Annotated in this window: 24 protein-coding genes; 7 read left to right on the forward strand and 17 right to left on the reverse strand. The window is 39.6% G+C overall.

Annotated elements, in window-relative coordinates; genetic code table 11:
- Positions 1–226: 226 nt before the first annotated feature.
- From QR40_RS17685 to QR40_RS17705, 5 genes are all read right to left on the reverse strand, one after another.
- On the reverse strand, positions 227–574 hold the full coding sequence (locus tag QR40_RS17685) for a hypothetical protein (protein ID WP_044296184.1): 348 nt from the start codon (positions 572–574) through the stop codon (positions 227–229).
- Between the two features lie 374 nt (positions 575–948).
- Positions 949–1,221, reverse strand: coding sequence for a hypothetical protein (locus QR40_RS17690; RefSeq protein WP_044296185.1), 273 nt, complete (start codon positions 1,219–1,221; stop codon positions 949–951).
- 75 nt (positions 1,222–1,296) lie between these two features.
- Positions 1,297–2,049: an EFR1 family ferrodoxin gene (locus tag QR40_RS17695; RefSeq protein WP_044296186.1), complete on the reverse strand. Its 753-nt coding sequence runs from the start codon at positions 2,047–2,049 to the stop codon at positions 1,297–1,299.
- A gap of 15 nt (positions 2,050–2,064) precedes the next feature.
- The gene (locus QR40_RS17700; protein WP_044296187.1) at positions 2,065–2,814 is read right to left on the reverse strand and encodes an EFR1 family ferrodoxin; all 750 of its coding nucleotides are present in this window, start codon (positions 2,812–2,814) and stop codon (positions 2,065–2,067) included.
- Between the two features lie 14 nt (positions 2,815–2,828).
- On the reverse strand, positions 2,829–3,407 hold the full coding sequence (locus tag QR40_RS17705; RefSeq protein ID WP_044296188.1) for a TetR/AcrR family transcriptional regulator: 579 nt from the start codon (positions 3,405–3,407) through the stop codon (positions 2,829–2,831).
- 183 nt (positions 3,408–3,590) lie between these two features.
- On the opposite strand from QR40_RS17705, the gene QR40_RS17710 reads away from it, so the two are divergent.
- The 7 genes from QR40_RS17710 to QR40_RS17740 all read left to right on the forward strand — a co-directional run bounded on the left by QR40_RS17710 (position 3,591) and on the right by QR40_RS17740 (position 10,963).
- Complete coding sequence (locus QR40_RS17710; RefSeq protein WP_242858554.1) at positions 3,591–4,961, forward strand: aldehyde dehydrogenase; 1,371 nt, start codon at positions 3,591–3,593, stop codon at positions 4,959–4,961.
- A 91-nt stretch (positions 4,962–5,052) separates the two neighbouring features.
- Positions 5,053–7,167, forward strand: a complete 2,115-nt coding sequence (locus tag QR40_RS17715; RefSeq protein ID WP_044296190.1) for an NAD(P)/FAD-dependent oxidoreductase — start codon at positions 5,053–5,055, stop codon at positions 7,165–7,167.
- Positions 7,168–7,684: 517 nt separating this feature from the next.
- Positions 7,685–7,888, forward strand: coding sequence for a hypothetical protein (locus QR40_RS17720; RefSeq protein WP_044296191.1), 204 nt, complete (start codon positions 7,685–7,687; stop codon positions 7,886–7,888).
- 199 nt (positions 7,889–8,087) lie between these two features.
- Positions 8,088–8,375 carry a hypothetical protein gene (locus QR40_RS17725; RefSeq protein WP_052430908.1) on the forward strand — a complete coding sequence of 96 codons (288 nt, stop codon included), beginning with the start codon at positions 8,088–8,090 and terminating at the stop codon, positions 8,373–8,375.
- A 302-nt stretch (positions 8,376–8,677) separates the two neighbouring features.
- Positions 8,678–8,887: a hypothetical protein gene (locus tag QR40_RS17730; RefSeq protein WP_044296192.1), complete on the forward strand. Its 210-nt coding sequence runs from the start codon at positions 8,678–8,680 to the stop codon at positions 8,885–8,887.
- Positions 8,888–9,371: 484 nt separating this feature from the next.
- The gene (locus tag QR40_RS17735) at positions 9,372–10,091 is read left to right on the forward strand and encodes a hypothetical protein (protein ID WP_044296193.1); all 720 of its coding nucleotides are present in this window, start codon (positions 9,372–9,374) and stop codon (positions 10,089–10,091) included.
- A 116-nt stretch (positions 10,092–10,207) separates the two neighbouring features.
- A complete protein-coding gene (locus QR40_RS17740; protein WP_044296194.1) occupies positions 10,208–10,963 on the forward strand; it encodes a hypothetical protein in 756 nt (251 codons plus the stop codon).
- 60 nt (positions 10,964–11,023) lie between these two features.
- Here the strand turns inward: QR40_RS17740 and QR40_RS17745 are convergent, their stop codons facing one another.
- From QR40_RS17745 to QR40_RS17800, 12 genes are all read right to left on the reverse strand, one after another.
- Complete coding sequence (locus QR40_RS17745) at positions 11,024–11,227, reverse strand: cold-shock protein (RefSeq protein WP_044296195.1); 204 nt, start codon at positions 11,225–11,227, stop codon at positions 11,024–11,026.
- A gap of 250 nt (positions 11,228–11,477) precedes the next feature.
- Positions 11,478–13,217 (reverse strand): glucosaminidase domain-containing protein, encoded by a 1,740-nt coding sequence (locus tag QR40_RS29990; protein ID WP_052430909.1) that lies wholly within the window; start codon positions 13,215–13,217, stop codon positions 11,478–11,480.
- A 188-nt stretch (positions 13,218–13,405) separates the two neighbouring features.
- Positions 13,406–13,624 carry a hypothetical protein gene (locus QR40_RS17755; RefSeq protein ID WP_044296197.1) on the reverse strand — a complete coding sequence of 73 codons (219 nt, stop codon included), beginning with the start codon at positions 13,622–13,624 and terminating at the stop codon, positions 13,406–13,408.
- A gap of 13 nt (positions 13,625–13,637) precedes the next feature.
- Positions 13,638–14,162, reverse strand: a complete 525-nt coding sequence (locus tag QR40_RS17760; protein ID WP_044296198.1) for a hypothetical protein — start codon at positions 14,160–14,162, stop codon at positions 13,638–13,640.
- Complete coding sequence (locus QR40_RS30985) at positions 14,144–14,686, reverse strand: hypothetical protein (RefSeq protein ID WP_052430910.1); 543 nt, start codon at positions 14,684–14,686, stop codon at positions 14,144–14,146. Before QR40_RS30985 ends, QR40_RS17760 begins: the two co-directional genes overlap by 19 nt.
- Positions 14,687–15,113: 427 nt before the next feature.
- A complete protein-coding gene (locus QR40_RS17770; RefSeq protein WP_052430911.1) occupies positions 15,114–15,515 on the reverse strand; it encodes a hypothetical protein in 402 nt (133 codons plus the stop codon).
- A 3-nt stretch (positions 15,516–15,518) separates the two neighbouring features.
- Positions 15,519–16,076, reverse strand: a complete 558-nt coding sequence (locus QR40_RS17775; protein ID WP_044296199.1) for a hypothetical protein — start codon at positions 16,074–16,076, stop codon at positions 15,519–15,521.
- A 10-nt stretch (positions 16,077–16,086) separates the two neighbouring features.
- On the reverse strand, positions 16,087–16,560 hold the full coding sequence (locus QR40_RS30000) for a putative ABC transporter permease (RefSeq protein ID WP_052430912.1): 474 nt from the start codon (positions 16,558–16,560) through the stop codon (positions 16,087–16,089).
- On the reverse strand, positions 16,535–17,437 hold the full coding sequence (locus QR40_RS17785; protein ID WP_044296200.1) for a hypothetical protein: 903 nt from the start codon (positions 17,435–17,437) through the stop codon (positions 16,535–16,537). Before QR40_RS17785 ends, QR40_RS30000 begins: the two co-directional genes overlap by 26 nt.
- Before the next feature lies 1 nt (position 17,438).
- The gene (locus tag QR40_RS17790) at positions 17,439–17,894 is read right to left on the reverse strand and encodes a hypothetical protein (RefSeq protein WP_044296202.1); all 456 of its coding nucleotides are present in this window, start codon (positions 17,892–17,894) and stop codon (positions 17,439–17,441) included.
- 103 nt (positions 17,895–17,997) lie between these two features.
- Complete coding sequence (locus QR40_RS17795) at positions 17,998–18,375, reverse strand: hypothetical protein (RefSeq protein WP_044296204.1); 378 nt, start codon at positions 18,373–18,375, stop codon at positions 17,998–18,000.
- A gap of 181 nt (positions 18,376–18,556) precedes the next feature.
- Positions 18,557–19,291, reverse strand: coding sequence for a hypothetical protein (locus QR40_RS17800; protein WP_044296206.1), 735 nt, complete (start codon positions 19,289–19,291; stop codon positions 18,557–18,559).
- Positions 19,292–19,349: the final 58 nt, after the last annotated feature.

The raw sequence follows: 19,349 nt of genomic DNA on the forward strand, positions 1-19,349 counted from the left end.
TACATAACACATTATAAACTACCATATCGTTCTTGAAAAGGCTTGATTTTACGATGGTTCTTCTTGCTGAACTGTAATGCTTCCATCCCCACGCATCTGTTACCATTTGGGGCTTACAGAAAGTGGAGGTGTGGAATTTCCTCCATTACATAAAAAAAGCAGTACCGAAGTACCGCCCTAAGACTATTTTATATTGTATCGTTAATTAAAAATTGAATTCAGCTGTTTAAACAATGTTTTCACCCAATATTATTTTTGGCATTGTGGTTAAACAACGATTCCACCGTTTATAGAATTTCTCTATTCCAAGTTTTGATACTCTTGCATGAGCTTCCTCATTTTCCAATACCCAATACAGGACATACGTTACCTTACCCACATTTCTTATAAGACGAACAGGTAATTCACCTTCTTTAACTGCATTAAAATCTTTTTGTCTATGAGTGCGTTTTATGTAGTGAACATCAATTACGCCCTCTTGCTGCTGATAAAATTCGGCAACTTCCTTCATTAACTGTTCTATTTCATCAATCTTAGTTAATTTTGCTTCGTATATACATATTTCGTTAAACATAAAGCACCTCCACAAATACTGATTTATTTAATTCTATCATATGGTGAAATATATTGTCTATTAATATTACTTTGTATATCGATAATTTCTTGCCAATACTTTTAAAGTAATTTAGCAGAATTACGGTCATTTATAGCAGAGTAGATGATTGTGCTATCACTGTCAGATTGTTCTAAAACAATCATTTGTTGGCAAAGTGTTTTTGAAAGGAATATACATTTTGGACGAATGTGGAAACCTCACGATCTCCGCCTGAGTGACAGCTTACATATTGCGGGTGGAAAAGCAAGCTTTAAAATACTTAAAACATATCTTTATTTTTAGAATATCCTGCTAGCAAAAAGCCCCGCTGGAGCGGGGCTGGTATCGTTTCTTTATGTTAGGGTGAAATTTTGTGCTGTAAGTGCGCCTATCAATTCTTTGTTTTCTTTACCGATAAGGGTTCCGTTTCTGTCAATGATGTAATTGCCTACCGCGAAGCCATAGGTCGGGGCTTTCATATATACCAGAGCCATGCCGATAAAATTTCCTACAGCCGCCGCTAATTCCTTTCTGCGCGGGCCGGTTACATTGTAGTGGATTTCCATGCTGTCGGGTTCTTTTGCTTCGGATTGTTCCGTTGCCTGCTCGGCGGCTTCCTCTGTCATCGGTTCTGTTTCTGGTGTGGCTTCTCCGGTTGTGGGCGGTGCAATCTTTTTTTGTGTTTTGTATTGGGTGTGGTTCTACTCCTTCATGATATCGTAACGCCTCTTCCCCTTGGAAATAGACTTATACTCAATGGCCTCGGTGGGGCATCCACAGATGCAGGCCATACAGTGGGTGCAGTTTCCCTTCCATACAGGCCTTCCCTCCGCCATGTCGATGTTATTTAAAGGGCACCGCTTTGCGCACTTTCCGCAGGAGACGCAGGCATCCGAGACCGTAAAGCCTTTGTCCTTGATATAAAGGCGGTAATAGAGCGGATTAAACGGTCCGCTGATGAAGCGGCCTACAAGAGAAACTGGTATCTTGGGGAATGGCTTGCCCTGGCCGATCTGACTGGCTAGCTTGGAAAAGACTGGCTTCGCCCGGGCGATTATGGATGCGCATTCGCTCTCACTGGGCGCAGCAGATAAGGCAATGTAATTTTCCGGCATTTGCGCGGACGCAAGGCCCCGGTAGATTAAACCGGTCTCTGCGCATAGCTTTGCGGCGTAGGCCGCCGCGTTCCCCTGTGTGCCGCCGCCGCGGGTCAGGACAAAGTAGGCGTTTTGATTCCCCTCAAACCTGGTGGCACAAATCCACTGCGCCACCACTTTGGGTATGCGCCAGGCGTAAATTGGCGCAACAAACACCAGAGGACGTTCCGATCGGAATGTCTTTTTTTCGCCTTTCTTCAGGCAGTGGTTAATAGAAACCATTTCATCGCTAAGCTCTGCCGCTATCTGCTTTGCCGCGAGCTGACTGTTGCCGGTGCCGCTGAAATAAAAGACCATTTAAATCCCTCCCTTTCAATCTTCCATGATGTAATATCTACGGTTTCTCCTGGAGGCGGATTTGTACTCAATGGCCTCTGCGGGACACCCTCCGATACAAGCCATGCAGTGAGTACAATTTCCGTTCCAAACGGGCTTTTTATCCACCAGGCGGATATTGTTCAGGGGACACCGTTTCACACATTTGCCACAGGCGGTGCAGGCGTCCGATGCAGCAAAGCCTTTATCGTGGACAAAAAGCGTGTAAAACAGCCCATTGACCGGCCCGCTTACTATCTTATCTTTAAAAGTGACTGGAATCTCCGGGAACGGTTCTCCCTTTTTAATCAGCGCGGCCAGCGATGCTGTGCGCTCTCCGGCCTTTTTAAGAATCCCCTTATATTCTGTCTCGTCCGGCGTGTTGGATAAAGCCACATAATTATTGGGCATGATGAGCAACGTCAAACCACAAAAGCACAGTCCCTTTTCCGCGCATAGCTCTTTCGCATAGGCAGCGGCATTTCCCACGCTTCCGGCGCAGGTCAGGATAAAATAAGCATTTGAATTCCCCTCTAATTTTGTCTCACGAATCCATCCATCCACGACCTTTGGCATTTTCCAGGAATAGGTAGGTGCCACAAATACCAGTGGATCCTCCGAATGAAACGTATCTTTTTCGCCCTTTTTGAGATACTTATTCATAGAGACAATCTCATCTCCAAGAATTTCACTCATTTGTATTGCCGTCCTCTGACTATTGCCGGTGCCGCTGAAATAGAAAATCATATCCATATCCTCCTTTATTTTTGGTCGATTCCGCTGACCATCTGCGCTAAATATTCTTTAGCCTGTGTCTTGGAACACGCTTCTTTATCCAGGTATTTCCACTCCAGGATTAGCAGGATCACCTGGCTGTAAAGGTTTGCAGCCATCTTCTGCGGCACCTTGAAGCGGTGGGAATCCGAATTGTCCTGAAAGACCGCAGACATATTGGACAGCAGATAAAACCTTATTTGATTGATGAGATATAAATTGGGCGGGTTATTCTTTAGGATCGCCTGCACGATTTCTATGTTCTCATCTAAAAAATCAAAGCAGTTCTCCATCAGCGTATCCATCCGCTGCACACAGGTTCCTCCGTCCTGATAGCCGCTGTCCAGCCGGTCACGGACGGTCATGAAGCAATACTCCAGAAGGTCGTATTTGTCATCAAAGTAATTGTAGAAAGTAGCGCGGGGCAGCATTGCCATCTCACACAACTCTCCAACGGCAATCTCCTCAAAAGATTTTTTGCAGAGCAGAGACTGCATTGCGTTCTGGAGGGAAAGCAGGGTGCGGCTTGCTCCAATGGTCATCTTTTTTGATAAGTCATATTTCATATTTTGTCTCTCCTTTGACAATTTTTTACTTTTGTCTAAATATATACAACCGATTCATTTTGTCACTTGTCTTTCTACTAAAGCTATTATAGACTAAAATCAAGATTTAGACAAGTGCAAAAATAAAGACTTGTGAAGAATGTTTTATTAGAATGAATTTAGACCTAATAATTGTGAGGTGTTATGATGAGTTACGAGAAATTACTGCACAGGCAGAGAGTCTTTTTTAGAACTGGAGAAACGATGGATTATTCATACCGGATGAATGCTCTCACGGCGCTTCGTGAGGCGCTCGTCTATTATAAGGCCGAGATTTATCAGGCGCTTGTGGACGACTTGAACAAGTCACCCTATGAGACCTTTATATCAGAATACGGCCTTGTGCTCAGGCAGATCACTTATGTTGAGCGCAGGCTGAAAGGCTGGATGAAACCTCGCTCCAAAGCGGTAGGCATTACCGGCCTGCCCGGAAAGGCCTATGAGCTGGTAGAGCCTTACGGGATCGTGCTGATCATATCGCCGTGGAACTACCCGCTTTCACTGACTATGCAGCCGCTCATCGGGGCGATAGCGGCCGGGAACTGCTGTATCAACAAACCCTCTGAGCTGTCCCCGCATACATCAGACGTTCTTGTAAAAATCATATCCCGCGCCTTTCCGGAGAAATATATTGCCACGGTGCTGGGAGGGAGAGAAGAAAGTGAAGCCCTTCTGGAGCAGCGTTTCGATTACATTTTCTTTACGGGGAGCACGGCGGTGGGCCGTTCTATCATGGAAAAAGCCGCCCGCCATCTCACTCCGGTGACCCTGGAGCTGGGAGGGAAAAGCCCCTGCATTGTCACAGCCGATGCCGATGTTCGGGAGGCTGCCAAAAATATTGCATATGGCAAGATTATGAACAGCGGGCAGGTGTGCATTGCTCCGGACTATGCGTTGGTGGATGAGAAGGTGAAAGATCAGTTTTGCGGGGAGTTTGCGGTGCAGTGTCAGAAGATGGCCGGAGACCCGCTCACAAATCCCAAGTATCCGCGCATTATCAGCCGACGGCATTTTGAACGTCTGCTGGGGCTTATGGAGGGCGTGACAATCTTAAGCGGCGGGCGTTCCGATCCGGCGGCGCTCAAGATAGAACCCACCGTCCTTGTGGATGTGGGATTGGATTCCGCTGTGATGCAGGAGGAGATCTTCGGTCCCCTTCTCCCGGTCATTCCCTATCGGACCTTAAATGAGGCGGAGGAATTCGTGAGAGCACGGGAAAAACCTCTGGCGCTTTACCTCTTTACCAAGAGCAGTAAAACCGAGAAGCGGGTGCTGAACAAGCTGGCTTTTGGCGGAGCCTGTGTCAATGATACGATCTCTCACATCTCCAGTGACGGCTTGGCCTTTGGCGGGGTTGGCCAGAGCGGAATGGGAGCCTATCACGGCGTCCACAGTTTCGAGACATTCAGCCATCGCAAGGGCATCTATAAAAAATACAGTCTGTTTGAACTGCCCATGCGGTATCAGCCCTATGGGGACAAAATAAACGGCCTGCTCCGCTTCCTGATGAAATAAAGGCGCATTCCATTCAGGTGAAGCTGTCAGGTTCAGAGACAGACGAGGCGAATCATTCATCCACTAAAAGAATAGAAATGAGGTACAGAATATGGAGTATCCTAAATTGTTTTCCCCTATGAATATTGGCTCAGTGCAAATTAAAAACCGTCTGGTCATGACCGCCATGTGCGTTGGACTCGCCAGACATGACGGAGCGGTCAGCGACGCTCTTGCCGCTTATTACGAGGAGCGTGCCACCGGAGGTACGGGGCTCATCATTACAGAATGCAGCCGCGTGAACGAGACGGACGCCGTTGCCTATCCCAGCATGCTGTCCATGTCCCACGACCGGTATATCGAACCGCTTCGCAAGGCTGTGGAGCGGGTTCACGCCCACGGTACCAGGATGTTTGTACAGCTTTATCATCCCGGACGGCAGAATGTGGTCATCTTTCCCACCGTGTGGCAATTTAATGAGCGCATGGCGCGGGTATTCCCGTCTTATTGGGATTTATATTTCAAGGTGGCCGGAAAGTTTGACGCTTCTGCGATAGACGATCCTAAGACCGCGAAGCGCATGAAGAAGTACATGAAGCCCCTCCTGGCCCCCAGCGCCGTTCCCTGCGGACTTGCGGACAATCCCATCCGCAATCAGAAAACCGTTCCCATGACCATTTCGCAGATTAAAACGCTGATCGGTCAATTCAGAGCGGCAGCGGGACGGGCAAAGAAGGCCGGGGCCGACGGGGTGGAACTTCACGCCGCCCATGGCTATCTGATCCAGCAGTTTTTAAGCTCTTACACCAACCGCCGCGAGGATGAATACGGCGGCTCTCTGGAAAACAGGATGCGGCTTCTGAAGGAAATCATCGAGGGCGTCCGTGAGGAATGTGGCTTTGATTTCCCCATCAGCGTGCGTCTTTCTGTGGAGGAGTTCTACGATATGATTGGCTATCCCGGACAGGGAATCCTCTTGGACGAGGGGGTGGAGATGGCTAAAATGCTGGAGAGCTTCGGCGTTGATGTGCTCAATGTCAGCAGCGGCAGCTATGATACGGCGCAGACCTCCTGCGAACCCATAAGCTTCCCTCCCGGCTGGAGGAAGTATTTGGCGAAAGCAGTCAAGGAACAGGTCAAAATACCTGTCATTGCAGCCAATTTGATCCGAACGCCGGAGCAGGCGGAGGAGCAGCTGACAGAGGGGACGCAGGACTTTATTGCTATGGGCCGTTCCTATCTGTCCGATCCGGAGTGGGCGAAAAAAGCAATGGAGGGGAGGAGTGAGGATATTAACCGATGTATCTGCTGCCTGCGCTGCATGGAGGCTTTTCAGGAGAACATTATGAATGGCAGGCCGGTGGAGTGCGCGGTCAATCCCCGCGCCTGCCGGGAGAGCATTTACTCCCATACTTCGCCCAGAGACGGGCGGCAGCGGCCGGTGGTCATCGTGGGCGCCGGGCCGGCTGGGCTGACAGCGGCCAGGGAGCTGGCGGCGCGGGATTTTAAGGTGACTGTGCTGGAGCGGGGTTCTGCCCCGGGCGGACAGCTTATTCTTGCGAAGGCACCTCCGCTCAAGGAGAAAATCGGCTGGCTGATTGAGTATCTGACGCATCAGGCTATCCGGCAAGGCGCGGACATTCAGTACAATATAAATGCTGACAGGGAGATCATTGACAGCTTTCATCCATATGCCGTGTTCCTCGCCACCGGCGGAGAGGCGGCGGCCCCGAGAATCCCCGGCTCCGAATCGGACGCAGTGATGACGGTGACGCCAATCCTGACAGGGGAAAGGAAGTTCTCCGGCAGGGAAATTGCCGTGGTAGGCTCCGGTATGACCGGACTTGAAACAGCGGAGCTCCTGGTGGACCAGGGGAATACCGTCACCATAATTGAGATGGCGGACAAAATTGCCCCCGGCGCTTATCCAGTCAATTCCTCTGATGTCATTGAACGGCTGAAAAAAGGCGGGGTGCGGTTTCTGCCCGGCAGAAAGCTAGAGCGTATAGGCAGCGGAATGCTCTATCTGACCCGTAATGACGGTGTGTCGGAGGAGATCCGCACCGATGTGACGGTACTGGCGATAGGCGTGCGTAGCAACAACGCATTGGAAAAAGACTGCGACGGACATTTTCCGCGGCTCTATCCCATCGGCGATGCGGTGAAGCCCGGACGTATCAGTAATGCCACCGGCAGCGCTTTTCTATTGGCCCGCGGATTACAGTAAGGGATTACAAACTAGTAATCTTACACATGTGTAATCTAAGAGTCATAGAATATTCCTTATAAATACAGGGGTTAGCGCCTTTAGCTGCAATTAATTTACACCACTTTTACACCATTTGAAAAAAGCTTTGGTATGATTGGTATTTGGAGGAGATATCGGGATAAGATATCTCCTTTTAACACCCCAATTGTTTTCAAATACTCATTTAAATCTTTAGATAATTTTGCACTACTACGTACATCACATACTAACTTTGTTGTATGAGTAATAGTTTTGCTGCGTCTTTTATACAGACCTTTTTCTTTTGATTCAACTAGGATTATATATTCAAAAGGAGAGCAGCAGATAAAATCTGTTCTCCTATTGGCACCCTTTAATTAAATATACAATACCCATGTGTATTTATCTTAGGGCATTTTTCATCAAAGCAAAAATTCCCAACTTGACAATAGAACATATATTCGATATAATAAACACATAAAAAGAACAAATGTTCGACCGAAGAAGGATAAAAATTATGAACTATAATAAAAATATAATCACATTCGAAAACGAAAATGCCAGATTGTTATATCAAGAAGTAAAAACTAAATATCCGTCACTCGACCTCAAGGGGCAGCCATTAACAGAAGACCAAGCAGTGGCTATGTATTATCACGCTAAAGGTTTCCATATTCCTGTTACTAATAATAAGCAATACATTCCAGGCTATAATATATAGATATTCCTTTTGAGAATGAAAATGCAAAACTTCTCTTCGAATCAATCCGTATGTTCTTCCCCAAAATAGAATTAAATTGGGATGGGGAAGAGCGAATGGAGAGAGAAGTTTTAAAAATGTACTAGAAAGCGTGCCGCAGGCTGAAAGTCAAAACAGCTCCATACAACAATACTCAGATAATGGCTTAGCGGAGGAATAAATGAGCGCACAAACTCAAGTAATTAATAATAACATACAGGAAATCGCATGTGGCTGCTGGTATACATCCACTGGAAGAGCGATTCCTACAATGTTTCGATACCAAGATGAAGTGGGGAATATTCAGACTATACGAGATTTCAGAATTACCGAAGCCAAAGATCGTAACTATGTAGGTATCCATCAGGAAGAATTTCATTGTGAACTGATTCAGGAAGGGATTACATATAATTTTAAACTACTCAATCATATGACGAAATGTCGATGGTCTGTGATTTGGGGTAATTAGAAAGAGTCATAATGGGGTTCTTTTTTGCTTTCAAAGAATATAAAAAACTCCAGCAGGATGAAACTACTGGAGTCTTCGTCAACTGTTGTGAGGACAGTCGGCTATGGAATATATCAGCATTTGCTAATACAACTTGAATCTACCATATTCGACATACGATATCAAATAAAATCGTTCGACAAATGGTAGTATAAAACGACATTTTTAATTAACTTTTATAAAATGCCTGTATAAATCCTAGACAAACAGTCAATAATGATTTACAATAATACCAATAATGTAAATTATGGAGGATTAATATTATGGCAAGAGGACAGAGAAAATCAATTGATGATCAGATTGCAGTTTTGGACGAGCAGATCGCAAAAGTACAGGCTAAAATGGACGTGTTGTTAGAAGAGAAAAAAGGTTTAGAGCAGAAGAAACGTGAAGAAGCTTTAGGTCAGCTTTACGATATGATTCAGGAGAGCGGAAAATCTATTGATGATATCATGATGTTGATTACGGATTAATAACTGAAGTTTTAAAGTAGGGGAGAGGCATACATTGGTATGTCTTTTTTCTATTAACTTTACTATTGACTAAATGGTAAGATTTATTGATTATTTGGAATTAAAACAGTATATTTGAAGTAGATTTATACGAAATTTAAGAAGAATAAAAAGAAAAAATTTTTCTGGGATTAATTGTTTCTGTTTAACGTAGTAGTCTTAATTTTATGACGCAAAAATTTCAACAAAAATCATTAAGTTTTTATGCCATATTTAGAAGATTTATAAAAAAATATACAAAAAATAGATAAAATTGTCTTTGTGCATTTGTTAATTCATGCTCTTGGGAGAAGTTGACAAACAAAATAAAGAGGAATATACTTCAATTGTAACATTTACAAAATGCATTGTTAACCAAAGTGTGGGAGGTGATACCAATGCAGAATTTATATTTATTTGTTTCTTTGTATCTACAAACAGATAGTTTATTCTGGAGGGTAATAATATGAAAAGAACAAAAAGAGTTTTTGCAATAGTATTTAGTGCTATACTAGTCGTACAGCTATTTACAATATCAGCTTTCGCTTCTGAAAGGAAAGATGAATCAATTATAACGATGGCTGAAACAAGATCGGCTTCAGAAATGAATAATTTAAGATCAATTTATGCTCAACTTTTCCCTAATGAGTATCATTACATTGAAGAATACGAAAAAAATGGTGTTAAGGAAATGGATGCAAGTGAAGTAAAAATGATATTTTATGGTAGCGAAGATATTAATACCCAATCTTATGATCTTATTGTTATGAATAATGGTCAGATATTTACAAACATTTCAGATTTAGCTCCAACTTCAGATAATCCTCATAGTAGGTTAACGGTTACTACCACTGGTGAGTATACAGTAGGAGATCTAGGTCATTACAATACATTCAAAATCAATTATACGGTTAATTATTCAGGATATGATAGGATTAATAGTTGCGATAATATTTCTGGTTCTGGATTTTATTTATATCCAACCAATTTAAGTAAAAAATGGAATGAAGATGCGGATGGCCCAGCTCATTATTCATATAATAACGTTTCAATGAATAGCGATGGTTCCGGTGTTCTATATGATATTGGAGTTGCGGTAGGGAATGATAAGGCGAAAGGAGTTACACAAGTCTCAACTGGAGCCGATATGTGGTTGTGGGCATTTTTATATGGTCTATTCTTCTAATTCTGTTCTATAGGAAACGCAAACTAACAAAAGAAGTTTTAATGCTACAGGATTTCTTATTGGTATAAGTATTCTGTAGCATAATTATTTTTCTATATGATAGTAGGTGACATTTTATGAAAAAAAGAATAAAAACAATATCATTATTATTTTTAATATTTATTATATTGATGTTTACTGGTTGTGATGAATCTAAAAATGAGAGAAAGATAGATGCTATTGTGTCAAATTTTTTCAATGGTAGTTATGAATACAATAAGACAAATACATGCTTTGTTGATAATAAGGATCATAATAGTACGGTAACAGTAGTTGAAGGAAAGGTTACGCGTAATCCGTACAAAGAATATGTGAGAATTGTTGAGAACGCCGATAGTGCGCTATGGACTGAGGCATATTATTATGGCAATGGAAAAGTGGTTAATGCATTAATCAAAAAATCAGAAGGGTGGCAGAAAATAAAAATGAAAGCTGAACATCCATATGGTTACGAGCAAAAATTAAATTTCAAATTAGATAGAGAAGAAAAGATTAATGGGAGTATAAATGAAGTATATACCACAGAGTATAAAATAAATATAGGGAAAAAATATAGAATTAATGAAAAGCTAGAATGTACAGTGAAACAAGAATATTATTTAGATAATGAAAAGCAAATCTTAACGCGGATTGATACTGATCTGACTGATTTAAATAAAAAAACCTACATTGCAAATGATATCTCTGTAAATGGAGAGACTTTAGATATAGCAAAAAAGAATATGGAACAACAACAAAATTTATCTGAAATAGAGCAATTGGAAATATTTAATTTTAATGGTGGATTTGATATAGATATTCCTGAAGATGCCAGAATTCTAGTTGATAAATAATAAAAAAAATAGGAGAACAGAAATTAATCTGTTTTCCTATACTATAACAATTTTTTAAGATTATGCTGCATAAACGTTAATAGCCTGTGCGCCACGGTTTCCATCAGTAATATCAAATGTAACTGCCTGTCCGTCTTCTAAAGATTTGAAACCATCTGTTGCAATTCCGGAGAAATGTACAAATATATCTTCTCCTCCTTCATCGTTTGTGATAAAACCAAATCCTTTTTGTGAGTTAAACCATTTTACTGTACCTTTATTCATGAAAGATACCTCCTAATATTTTATTATACTTTTCATTAAAATAAAAAAATCACACATTTTTGTAAATCATTAGATTAAGAAATAATGACTTACAAAAATATGTGAAATCCTGATCTCATTTAAAATACTTTTTAATAATATCATAGGATAATGCTTATGTCAAGATGAATTTTTATTATTTAGTAAAGCTTATTTTATTTCTTGATATATATAGATAGGAGAACAGACGTTAATCCGTTCTCCAAAACAATTAAACCTTCTTCACGCAATCCAGCCAAAGGGCAACCCATCCATCTTTATTCTTCTGATAAGTCTTAAGCAATCCCCAAGTCCTATCCTGAGAATCTTTCTTTTCCTCGACAATCCCGAAAGTACCAATTCCAGTAAATCCTTTTGAAGCATAATTAGTACCGGCATTAGATCTGATATTCACATCCCCAGAGTTTACTTTGACATTATATGGTTCAAATGCCTTACCTACAGAACGGATATCACCATCATTGCACCAGTATTTACCGTCAATCTGATATGGGTTAGCTTTCTTTGGTTTTGTAGCCGTTATGGTTCCGCTAAGTGTTTTTATCACAGCTTTAGATATTGGATCAGCTGCTTTGTTATAGTAGGAGCTGCAATTAACATATTGACCTACCTTATACTTTAAATCCTTATCTGGAGTAGGGGCAGGAGATGGTGCAGAATTTCCATTGCCATCATATTTATCTAACTCAAAACGTTTGATAAGGTTGCAGATCTTATCTATGTATTTAGAGTCTGTCGCATATCCACCATTTTTGATAATAGTGATAGCTTCGTTATAATCTTTAGCTTCTTTTAATCCAGCGTATCTAAGCTTATCCCCATTTTTGGCTCCCAACAAATAAGCAGAATGATCTGAAATACTATCTTCAATACAGGGGTATCTGCGGAAATCAGCAGTAACCTTCGAGATTATTCCCGGAGTATATTCTTCGTTAGTGATTTTTGTATACTTAGATTTTCCATCCCATGTACTGTTTTTCCAACTATTATTGGAGAGCGTTGTCTTCATTCCAAAGCAGTTACATGCATCAACAGCCAAATCGGTTTTCACATATCCAGATTCCAGGATCATTTGAGCGGCAGTTACAGATGCAAGTATGCCGGTTTTCTGATAGTCTGCCTTTGCGAGTGCTAATATTTTGGCTGCTGCCTGAGATTCGGATAATCCTGCAAAAGCTGATGGCTGTGTTCCTTTTGATGTTGGAGCAGTGTAGACTATTTTCCCTTTCTCATCAAATACTTTATATCCGCTTCCACACACTTTGACAGCATTTTCTTTTGAAGTATAAGCACCTGCTTGGTTCATACATTTCCCATTCTGCCAGTCTGTTCCTACTCTGTAATATGATAAAGCAGGAGTTGGAGCAGAGTTGAATTTACCGGTTTCTATCATCTGTTTTACGTCATTTCTAAATATATCCATTGATTTCCCATGCTTAGGGAACCAATGAGTTACATCTATATGGCAAGTGCCTTCTCCGCGCTGATAAACTTCATAATGACATAAAACATGGTTTTTATCGGGTATCCATCCATACTTTTTGCAAAGATAAGCGCTCAGCCATACCGCTTTTTCATAAACGTTGTTGAAATACGAAACATTTTCAGGAGAGCTGGGATTATAATTTCCCATGCGTTCCCACTGACCATTATATTTGAATGTACCAGGTTCGCAGATTTCATAACTGATATAATAATCATTTGCGGGAGAGCCAGCGTGCCAGGAACGTCGATTTTCTGGAAGCAGTTGATATATGCCTGTGTCATCGATGATGTAATGGACACCTGCGTCAGGATTGGGCTGATTCCACAAATTATAAAAGTTTGTATGTTTTGCGCCAGGAGTAGCAGTGGAATGCGTAACTACACCTCTTGGGGTAATACGTCTATTGTTCGTGTAACAAGGTGAAGCATTCATAAACATTTCTATTATTTTAAAATTAGTTGCCATTTTTGTTTCCCTCCAATTAAAAAAGGTGACACCCATAAAAGTGCCACCAAACATCAACATCTAAGTTACAATTAAGTCTTCCCGTCCAGCATTTATCAACGATGTACTTACGTCATCTTTTAATCTTTCAGGTACATTGGCATAAACCAGATAGCCATTTATAATTCTACATGCTAAAAAATATGCCATTATACTTCACCTCCCATAGTATTAAGTATTAATTCCTGCAGAGCAGCATCTGTCACTGCCTGAGACTGCTTGATTTCTAAGATATCTGATTGCAGCTTTTGTCCTAATTCTGGTTTGATTTCTGAATCGTTTATGATATTAGAATTTGCTAATTCCTGATACCCCTCTTTTTCTTTGGAGCTATAATGAATAACTCCGTCTATAATTGCAGCATACATATGTAATTCCTCCTTATTCTATTTTTTCTACCACTAGATCTTTAATATCAAAGGCACAAATTTGCCCAGCAACATAACTCATTCCCCGTAGTAAAAAACCGATATATGGTGTAGCTAACGTAAATTCTTTTGTAACATCAACCCATCCAGTTTGTGTTTTATTATCGTAAACTTGATAAGCTTCATCGTATGTGCTGTTTAAACTTAAACACAGTTTAGCATCTGGGGATGTCGTTGCTTCATCTACATTTACCTTACAGGTGACTTTAATCTTTTTAATATTTTCTGGTAGTATGTAATACCATTTATTCCAGTCGTTTATTCCGTTATTTCGAATAACAAAATGGTCTTGCTGAACTGTAATGCTTCCATCCCCACGCATCTGTTTCCATTTGGGGCTTACAGAAAGTGGAGGTGTGGCACCATCGATGAGATTTACATTTTTCTTCCCGATTTTCATTTTAAAGATTCCCGTTTCTGTGCCAATAAATCCCATTCCAGTGATCTGACCAATTTCTTTTACTTCCAATCCAAGCATTGTACCTGTACCCCCTTTTCAGACGTAGAAGCTGGCGAAACTACGACTGTTTGAGTGCCATGTAATTTTGTTCCTTTTCTGATGGTAATCGTGGATGCACATTCGGCAGGTATTAACCAGGATTCACTGTTAGCTGTATCTGATGTGTAGGCTACATAGATATCGCCATCTGTGAAGTTAGCAACCGAAAACTCATAGCCAGTTACATCAAATTCAAAGATAAGTTTTGTGTTTGCTACAGTAGGTAATCTAAATAGTTTTGGTTTTGTGAGTGGTTCCCCGGTTTCTGGAGTAGTAGAAGAGTTCTGGGGAGAATCCTTCAATACCCATTGATTTTGATTGTTTAAAATATATTTACTTCCATCTTCTATAACCTCAGCTGTTGATCCTATGGCGCAGGTATGTTTTCCATTTGATCCTGCCGAGGTTGGAAGATCATTTATATCGGTTACCTTGTCACATATAAATTCGCTCAAAGAGATTTCATTTACGTGATCACCGTATTTTGTTCTTGTATAAGCCATTATTTCCTCCTTTACATTAAAAAAGAGCAGTACCGAAGTACCGCTCTAAGACTATTATCAATTGTTTCTTTAGAATTACTTGTTATCATTACTTTTTGAATGTTACCCCAAGTCCATTGTCATTTTAATTTTTCAACCAAACAAACTGAAATTTGGATTTAAGAGTTTAAAATATCCAACCTATCATATTATACACTGCAATACCTAAAATACCACCAATTGACACGAATAACAAATACCATCCTAATTTAGAGCTTTTCATCTTATTTTCCATTCTCAAATTTCTCCTTTCAACAAATACTAATTTATTTAATAGTATCATATGGTGAAATACATTGTCTATTATAATTTTGGCTTACGGATAATCATTTCTTTTGCCAGTACCTTTAAGGGTTCCTCGATTAATTCCATTTTACATATTTCATCTTTAATGATCCATTTCATACCAACCCCTCTTTTTTAAATCATTAACTAAAATCTTTTCAATATCAGCTGACATCTTTTTAGTCATATCAGGTTCACTCTTGGTCTGCACTGTAACTCCCAATATCTTCCCGAAATTAATCAAATCCTTACCAGCATACGTAATAATAGCAGTCTGAATCACAAGCAGTGGTGTAATACCCACAGATGTCAAATCCACCACTTCAAAGCAGTATGCCAATCCAACAGCAGACAATCCTAAGATAGCAGCTTTGATAATGCCATTGATAAATTTAGCCTTATCAAATTTAAAGTTCTGTTTCCCGATCTGGTAGTACATTCCCAGGGCAATATTAATAGCCATCACAATAGCTAAAACGGGTAAATATGTAATAATCTGGTTCATATGTTAGTCCTCCTCTTTCACATCGATAATTTTCCAGGTGCATGATTCTGGTTCACAGATTTCATGAATAAAGCTGTTTTGTCCACCATGATTTTCATAGTCTAAGATTAAGCCGTGAAAAGATTCTTTGTCCATTGTTGTCCATTCACCCTTAGCATGATGATATCTGTAAACCTGAGAGATCCTGTCTTTTAATTTTAGCCGTTCACTAACGTCCATTTTTTCCTGCATCTCCTCAAATCGTTTATCTGTATTTTGATTAGATTCCAAAAGCATTTGGGATATAACGTTGATCTTTTCAACAACCTTTTCTAGTTCCTTTTTTATTTCTATATCCATTTGATTCGAACGCACCATGTCCTGTTCCTGCTTCTGTGATAATGACCGAATAGTTTCATCAAATTCAGTCAATACCTTTTTATTATGTTTCCGTTTTTCATACCAGGAGTCAAATTTAGAATTATATTTTAAAATCAATCCTGAAATAGCTCCGATAGCAATAATCATTGTAACAATCTGTGCAATTGTTACTTCTCCAAATAGCTGTAAAAATTCTGGCATTTTATACACCTCACCCTTTCTTAAATGCAAATACTTTTCTGCCCAAAACCATGTAATAAGGGGGCGTATCTTCTTTATACTTAAATAATTTCCACTCAATCCAATCCAGTAGGGGGATGGCAAAAGCGGCTATAAGACACCAAGCCAGAGAGAACAGCAGACATACCTGCCCATCTAAGGAAGACAAAGGCAGTCCACGGTAATCCCAGATATGATAATCCTTGTTAAACAGTAAGCCACAGATCCATTCCGCACCGGTACAGAATATACCACAAACAATTATTTGCAGAAGATAATCCAGATCATATGTAAATATGTTGTTAAGCCAGCAGATAAATAATCCGCATATGCCAGCTAATAAGAACATCTCGGGCGCAGTCCTGCCACGCCACAAGAGTTCAATACCTGAGTAAATTAATCCACAAAATGCTGCAATGAATAGATATTTGAGCGTAATCTTAAATAGTGTTATTACTGTCTGCATTGGTATCACCGCTTTCTGGTGGAGTAATTTCTTCCGGTGGGATTTCAGGATCAGTAGGTTCTTCAGGCTCAGGAGTCGTAGTATTATCGCCTAAAAGAGCTTTTAATGCTAATTCACCCTGGGCAAGAGCAGCGTCCATATTTTCCTTATACTTGCCTGTTACTTCCTGTCCATAGGTTACTTTTTTGATTTCAGCCTTATCATACAAATCTCGGATATATGTATTAAGCGCATTGGCATAAGTAGTGTGATAAAGTTTATGGGCTGATAAAGATAGATAAATTGCTACAATGTCCTCAGCCGTGTAAATCGCACAGCTTCCAGAGTTGGGATGATACGGGCAACCCAATCCAGTAGCAGTAGCGGTGGCAAATAAATCTTTCAGATTGGACTGATCTTCCAGGTTGTAACTGAACATTTCTTTTCCTTTTGATGTTTCTACGTTTGTGCCCAAATAAATAGCTGAGGTGCAAACTTTGCCCAGCTGCTTAATTTTGTAAGATTTGAATTCGTCCAGAGACATAGCACTCTCATCAACAACAGGATTAACTTGCTTTTCCAACTTATCTACTTGTTCTTTTAAATCGTGTGGAGCTAAGCTGATTCGGAAAGGTGTTATAAATTTACCATCTTCGTCCGTGTACATGTTGAAGATAGCTTTGACTTCTTTTAATGTGCTGTAAGCAGTAGTCATCTTCCTGACCAGTCCATTTACGTCAAGAATCTCCAGTTTTTCAATACTGCTGAATTCATTTACGACAGAAGAGTAGTCGTCTGATTTGATAACGGCTTCAAACATATCTGGCATAGTGTCATTGATGAAGAAACAATCAAACTCTGATTTGCCGTTGACTTTTAATTTTTCCAATGTTTCCATATTATTTGTCCTCCTTTTCTGTTGGTGCGATGAAAAATTCTAATGCATCCAATTCAGGCATAGATATTTTTCCATCATAGTCAGTTACAAATTTCTCTAAATCGCTTTCTGTAATTGCATCCAGAACCACCTCATTTTTCTGTAAGGAAAGTTCATTGATCTTTACATTTACAGCAGCAACAAATTCCTGCATAAATTCCTGCTTAATCTGTTGCTGTTTATTTCCCTCGTTATCGGTTGTTTCCTGTAAGAATTCGGGTTTCATACATTCCTGAAAAATCTCCTTTTCGGTTTCGGAAATTAATTCGAAGATAGGAGAGAGGGATTTCATATTTTTCCGTAAAGACCACATCATCCCAGAGGGAAGCTTGATAGCACTGTTCTTCATAAAAGAAGAAGCATCATTGAGTGTTTTGTAGATTGTTACGATATCTCCGTTTGTTAATGTTTTTGTCATAGTTGTTTTCCTCTTTCTTTCCTGTTTTTGGGTATTAAAAAAGACCAGCGGGTTGCTGATCTAAATGGTTTACTATTTTATTATTTTGTATTTATGATTATCACTATCTCAATCTTATATATTTGACAATTGCATATATAAATAGTAAGAATATAACTATGGAATATATAGTTGGTATAACTGGGCTTATCTCGATAGGTAAAATTGTTTTAACTATTATTTCATTCCCCACAATTTCACCTCGAAATGAGGATGATATAAATCCAAATATTAATAATATCCATCCCACCCATTTATTAAATGTAAGCTTCCCTAATAAGTAAATATTGCAACAAGGAATCCATGCCATTGGTGTTCCGTTACCATATATGATTCTATTTAATTTAAACAGAACAATTCCTGTAATAACATAGAAAGCTATTGAGATAATAAAAATTAAAATTAAAACACCTAGCATTATACCTAAAATCTGATCATCCATTTTTAATATTCTCCTTTTTTTAATACATTATAACTTATTCTATGAAAATTTTAGTATAAATGTATTAAAAAGCATATTTTTTGTCATGAAATATGCTTAAGGCATGAAAATTTATTGAGTCATCCATATATCCAACTTTTTTAATAAAAAGGAACCGATGAAACGACTCTTTCATTGTAGATTATTTTATTACTCCGTTATCACTATCTGTTCTTTCTTTAAATATTATTTTATTTTTATCAGGGTTCCAAAACTCGGCTGTATTGACCTTACCCCATAATACGTTATTTTCTTTTAGTTCGTTTGACAAATCATGCAAATATATCACCTCGCAATCAAAATTATCATTAATAGAAGAATCTCCTAATTTAATACCTTTTTTTAAAGTCTGGTAGAATATGCTTTTTAAATTTTCTGAAGAAAATACAGGAGTCTTATAAAATAGATTTTTATAAATATTCCCTAAATGTAATTGACCTTGTGCTAAAAAGCACATAGTAACATCATCATTTTCTGTTTTATGAATAGTTTCTTTAACGTTAATTGATTTACCTACCTCAATCAAAGTAAATTTAATATAACCGTTACTACGTCCACATACGCCTATATTTGCCGTTAAATCAGAATGTTCTTTACTTAATTCTTTCAATTCATCTGAAATATTTAAATATTTCTTGGAAATTAATTCCACAGTTTGCTTATATGTAAGTGTTGGTAAAGCTGGACTATAGAATATAGGTTTCCACAATACGTTAATCAAAGCAGAATGTCCCCCAGCACAGGTAATGACATTGTTATTTATTCGCTTTACCTTTTGCACGTTTTCAGATACTGTTTCTGCATTATCACTAGTAGACCGCTTATCTCCATACATTGCACCAAAAAGATGACATCCGGTAAAAACTACAAAACTCATAACTATACCTCCCTAATATTTTGATACACTAATTATATACCAGAATATGACAGGAAAG

It is taken from the genome of Robinsoniella peoriensis (assembly GCF_000797495.1).
Lineage (GTDB): Bacteria > Bacillota > Clostridia > Lachnospirales > Lachnospiraceae > Robinsoniella > Robinsoniella peoriensis.

What these genes read in the sequence shown, in the direction of transcription:
- QR40_RS17685 (WP_044296184.1), bottom strand. Translation starts at nt 574, where the DNA reads ATGTTTAACGAAATATGTATATACGAAGCAAAATTAACTAAGATTGAT.
- QR40_RS17690 (WP_044296185.1), bottom strand. Translation starts at nt 1,221, where the DNA reads ATGACAGAGGAAGCCGCCGAGCAGGCAACGGAACAATCCGAAGCAAAA.
- QR40_RS17695 (WP_044296186.1), bottom strand. Translation starts at nt 2,049, where the DNA reads ATGGTCTTTTATTTCAGCGGCACCGGCAACAGTCAGCTCGCGGCAAAG.
- QR40_RS17700 (WP_044296187.1), bottom strand. Translation starts at nt 2,814, where the DNA reads ATGATTTTCTATTTCAGCGGCACCGGCAATAGTCAGAGGACGGCAATA.
- QR40_RS17705 (WP_044296188.1), bottom strand. Translation starts at nt 3,407, where the DNA reads ATGAAATATGACTTATCAAAAAAGATGACCATTGGAGCAAGCCGCACC.
- QR40_RS17710 (WP_242858554.1), top strand. Translation starts at nt 3,591, where the DNA reads ATGATGAGTTACGAGAAATTACTGCACAGGCAGAGAGTCTTTTTTAGA.
- QR40_RS17715 (WP_044296190.1), top strand. Translation starts at nt 5,053, where the DNA reads ATGGAGTATCCTAAATTGTTTTCCCCTATGAATATTGGCTCAGTGCAA.
- QR40_RS17720 (WP_044296191.1), top strand. Translation starts at nt 7,685, where the DNA reads ATGAACTATAATAAAAATATAATCACATTCGAAAACGAAAATGCCAGA.
- QR40_RS17725 (WP_052430908.1), top strand. Translation starts at nt 8,088, where the DNA reads ATGAGCGCACAAACTCAAGTAATTAATAATAACATACAGGAAATCGCA.
- QR40_RS17730 (WP_044296192.1), top strand. Translation starts at nt 8,678, where the DNA reads ATGGCAAGAGGACAGAGAAAATCAATTGATGATCAGATTGCAGTTTTG.
- QR40_RS17735 (WP_044296193.1), top strand. Translation starts at nt 9,372, where the DNA reads ATGAAAAGAACAAAAAGAGTTTTTGCAATAGTATTTAGTGCTATACTA.
- QR40_RS17740 (WP_044296194.1), top strand. Translation starts at nt 10,208, where the DNA reads ATGAAAAAAAGAATAAAAACAATATCATTATTATTTTTAATATTTATT.
- QR40_RS17745 (WP_044296195.1), bottom strand. Translation starts at nt 11,227, where the DNA reads ATGAATAAAGGTACAGTAAAATGGTTTAACTCACAAAAAGGATTTGGT.
- QR40_RS29990 (WP_052430909.1), bottom strand. Translation starts at nt 13,217, where the DNA reads ATGGCAACTAATTTTAAAATAATAGAAATGTTTATGAATGCTTCACCT.
- QR40_RS17755 (WP_044296197.1), bottom strand. Translation starts at nt 13,624, where the DNA reads ATGTATGCTGCAATTATAGACGGAGTTATTCATTATAGCTCCAAAGAA.
- QR40_RS17760 (WP_044296198.1), bottom strand. Translation starts at nt 14,162, where the DNA reads ATGCTTGGATTGGAAGTAAAAGAAATTGGTCAGATCACTGGAATGGGA.
- QR40_RS30985 (WP_052430910.1), bottom strand. Translation starts at nt 14,686, where the DNA reads ATGGCTTATACAAGAACAAAATACGGTGATCACGTAAATGAAATCTCT.
- QR40_RS17770 (WP_052430911.1), bottom strand. Translation starts at nt 15,515, where the DNA reads ATGAACCAGATTATTACATATTTACCCGTTTTAGCTATTGTGATGGCT.
- QR40_RS17775 (WP_044296199.1), bottom strand. Translation starts at nt 16,076, where the DNA reads ATGCCAGAATTTTTACAGCTATTTGGAGAAGTAACAATTGCACAGATT.
- QR40_RS30000 (WP_052430912.1), bottom strand. Translation starts at nt 16,560, where the DNA reads ATGCAGACAGTAATAACACTATTTAAGATTACGCTCAAATATCTATTC.
- QR40_RS17785 (WP_044296200.1), bottom strand. Translation starts at nt 17,437, where the DNA reads ATGGAAACATTGGAAAAATTAAAAGTCAACGGCAAATCAGAGTTTGAT.
- QR40_RS17790 (WP_044296202.1), bottom strand. Translation starts at nt 17,894, where the DNA reads ATGACAAAAACATTAACAAACGGAGATATCGTAACAATCTACAAAACA.
- QR40_RS17795 (WP_044296204.1), bottom strand. Translation starts at nt 18,375, where the DNA reads ATGGATGATCAGATTTTAGGTATAATGCTAGGTGTTTTAATTTTAATT.
- QR40_RS17800 (WP_044296206.1), bottom strand. Translation starts at nt 19,291, where the DNA reads ATGAGTTTTGTAGTTTTTACCGGATGTCATCTTTTTGGTGCAATGTAT.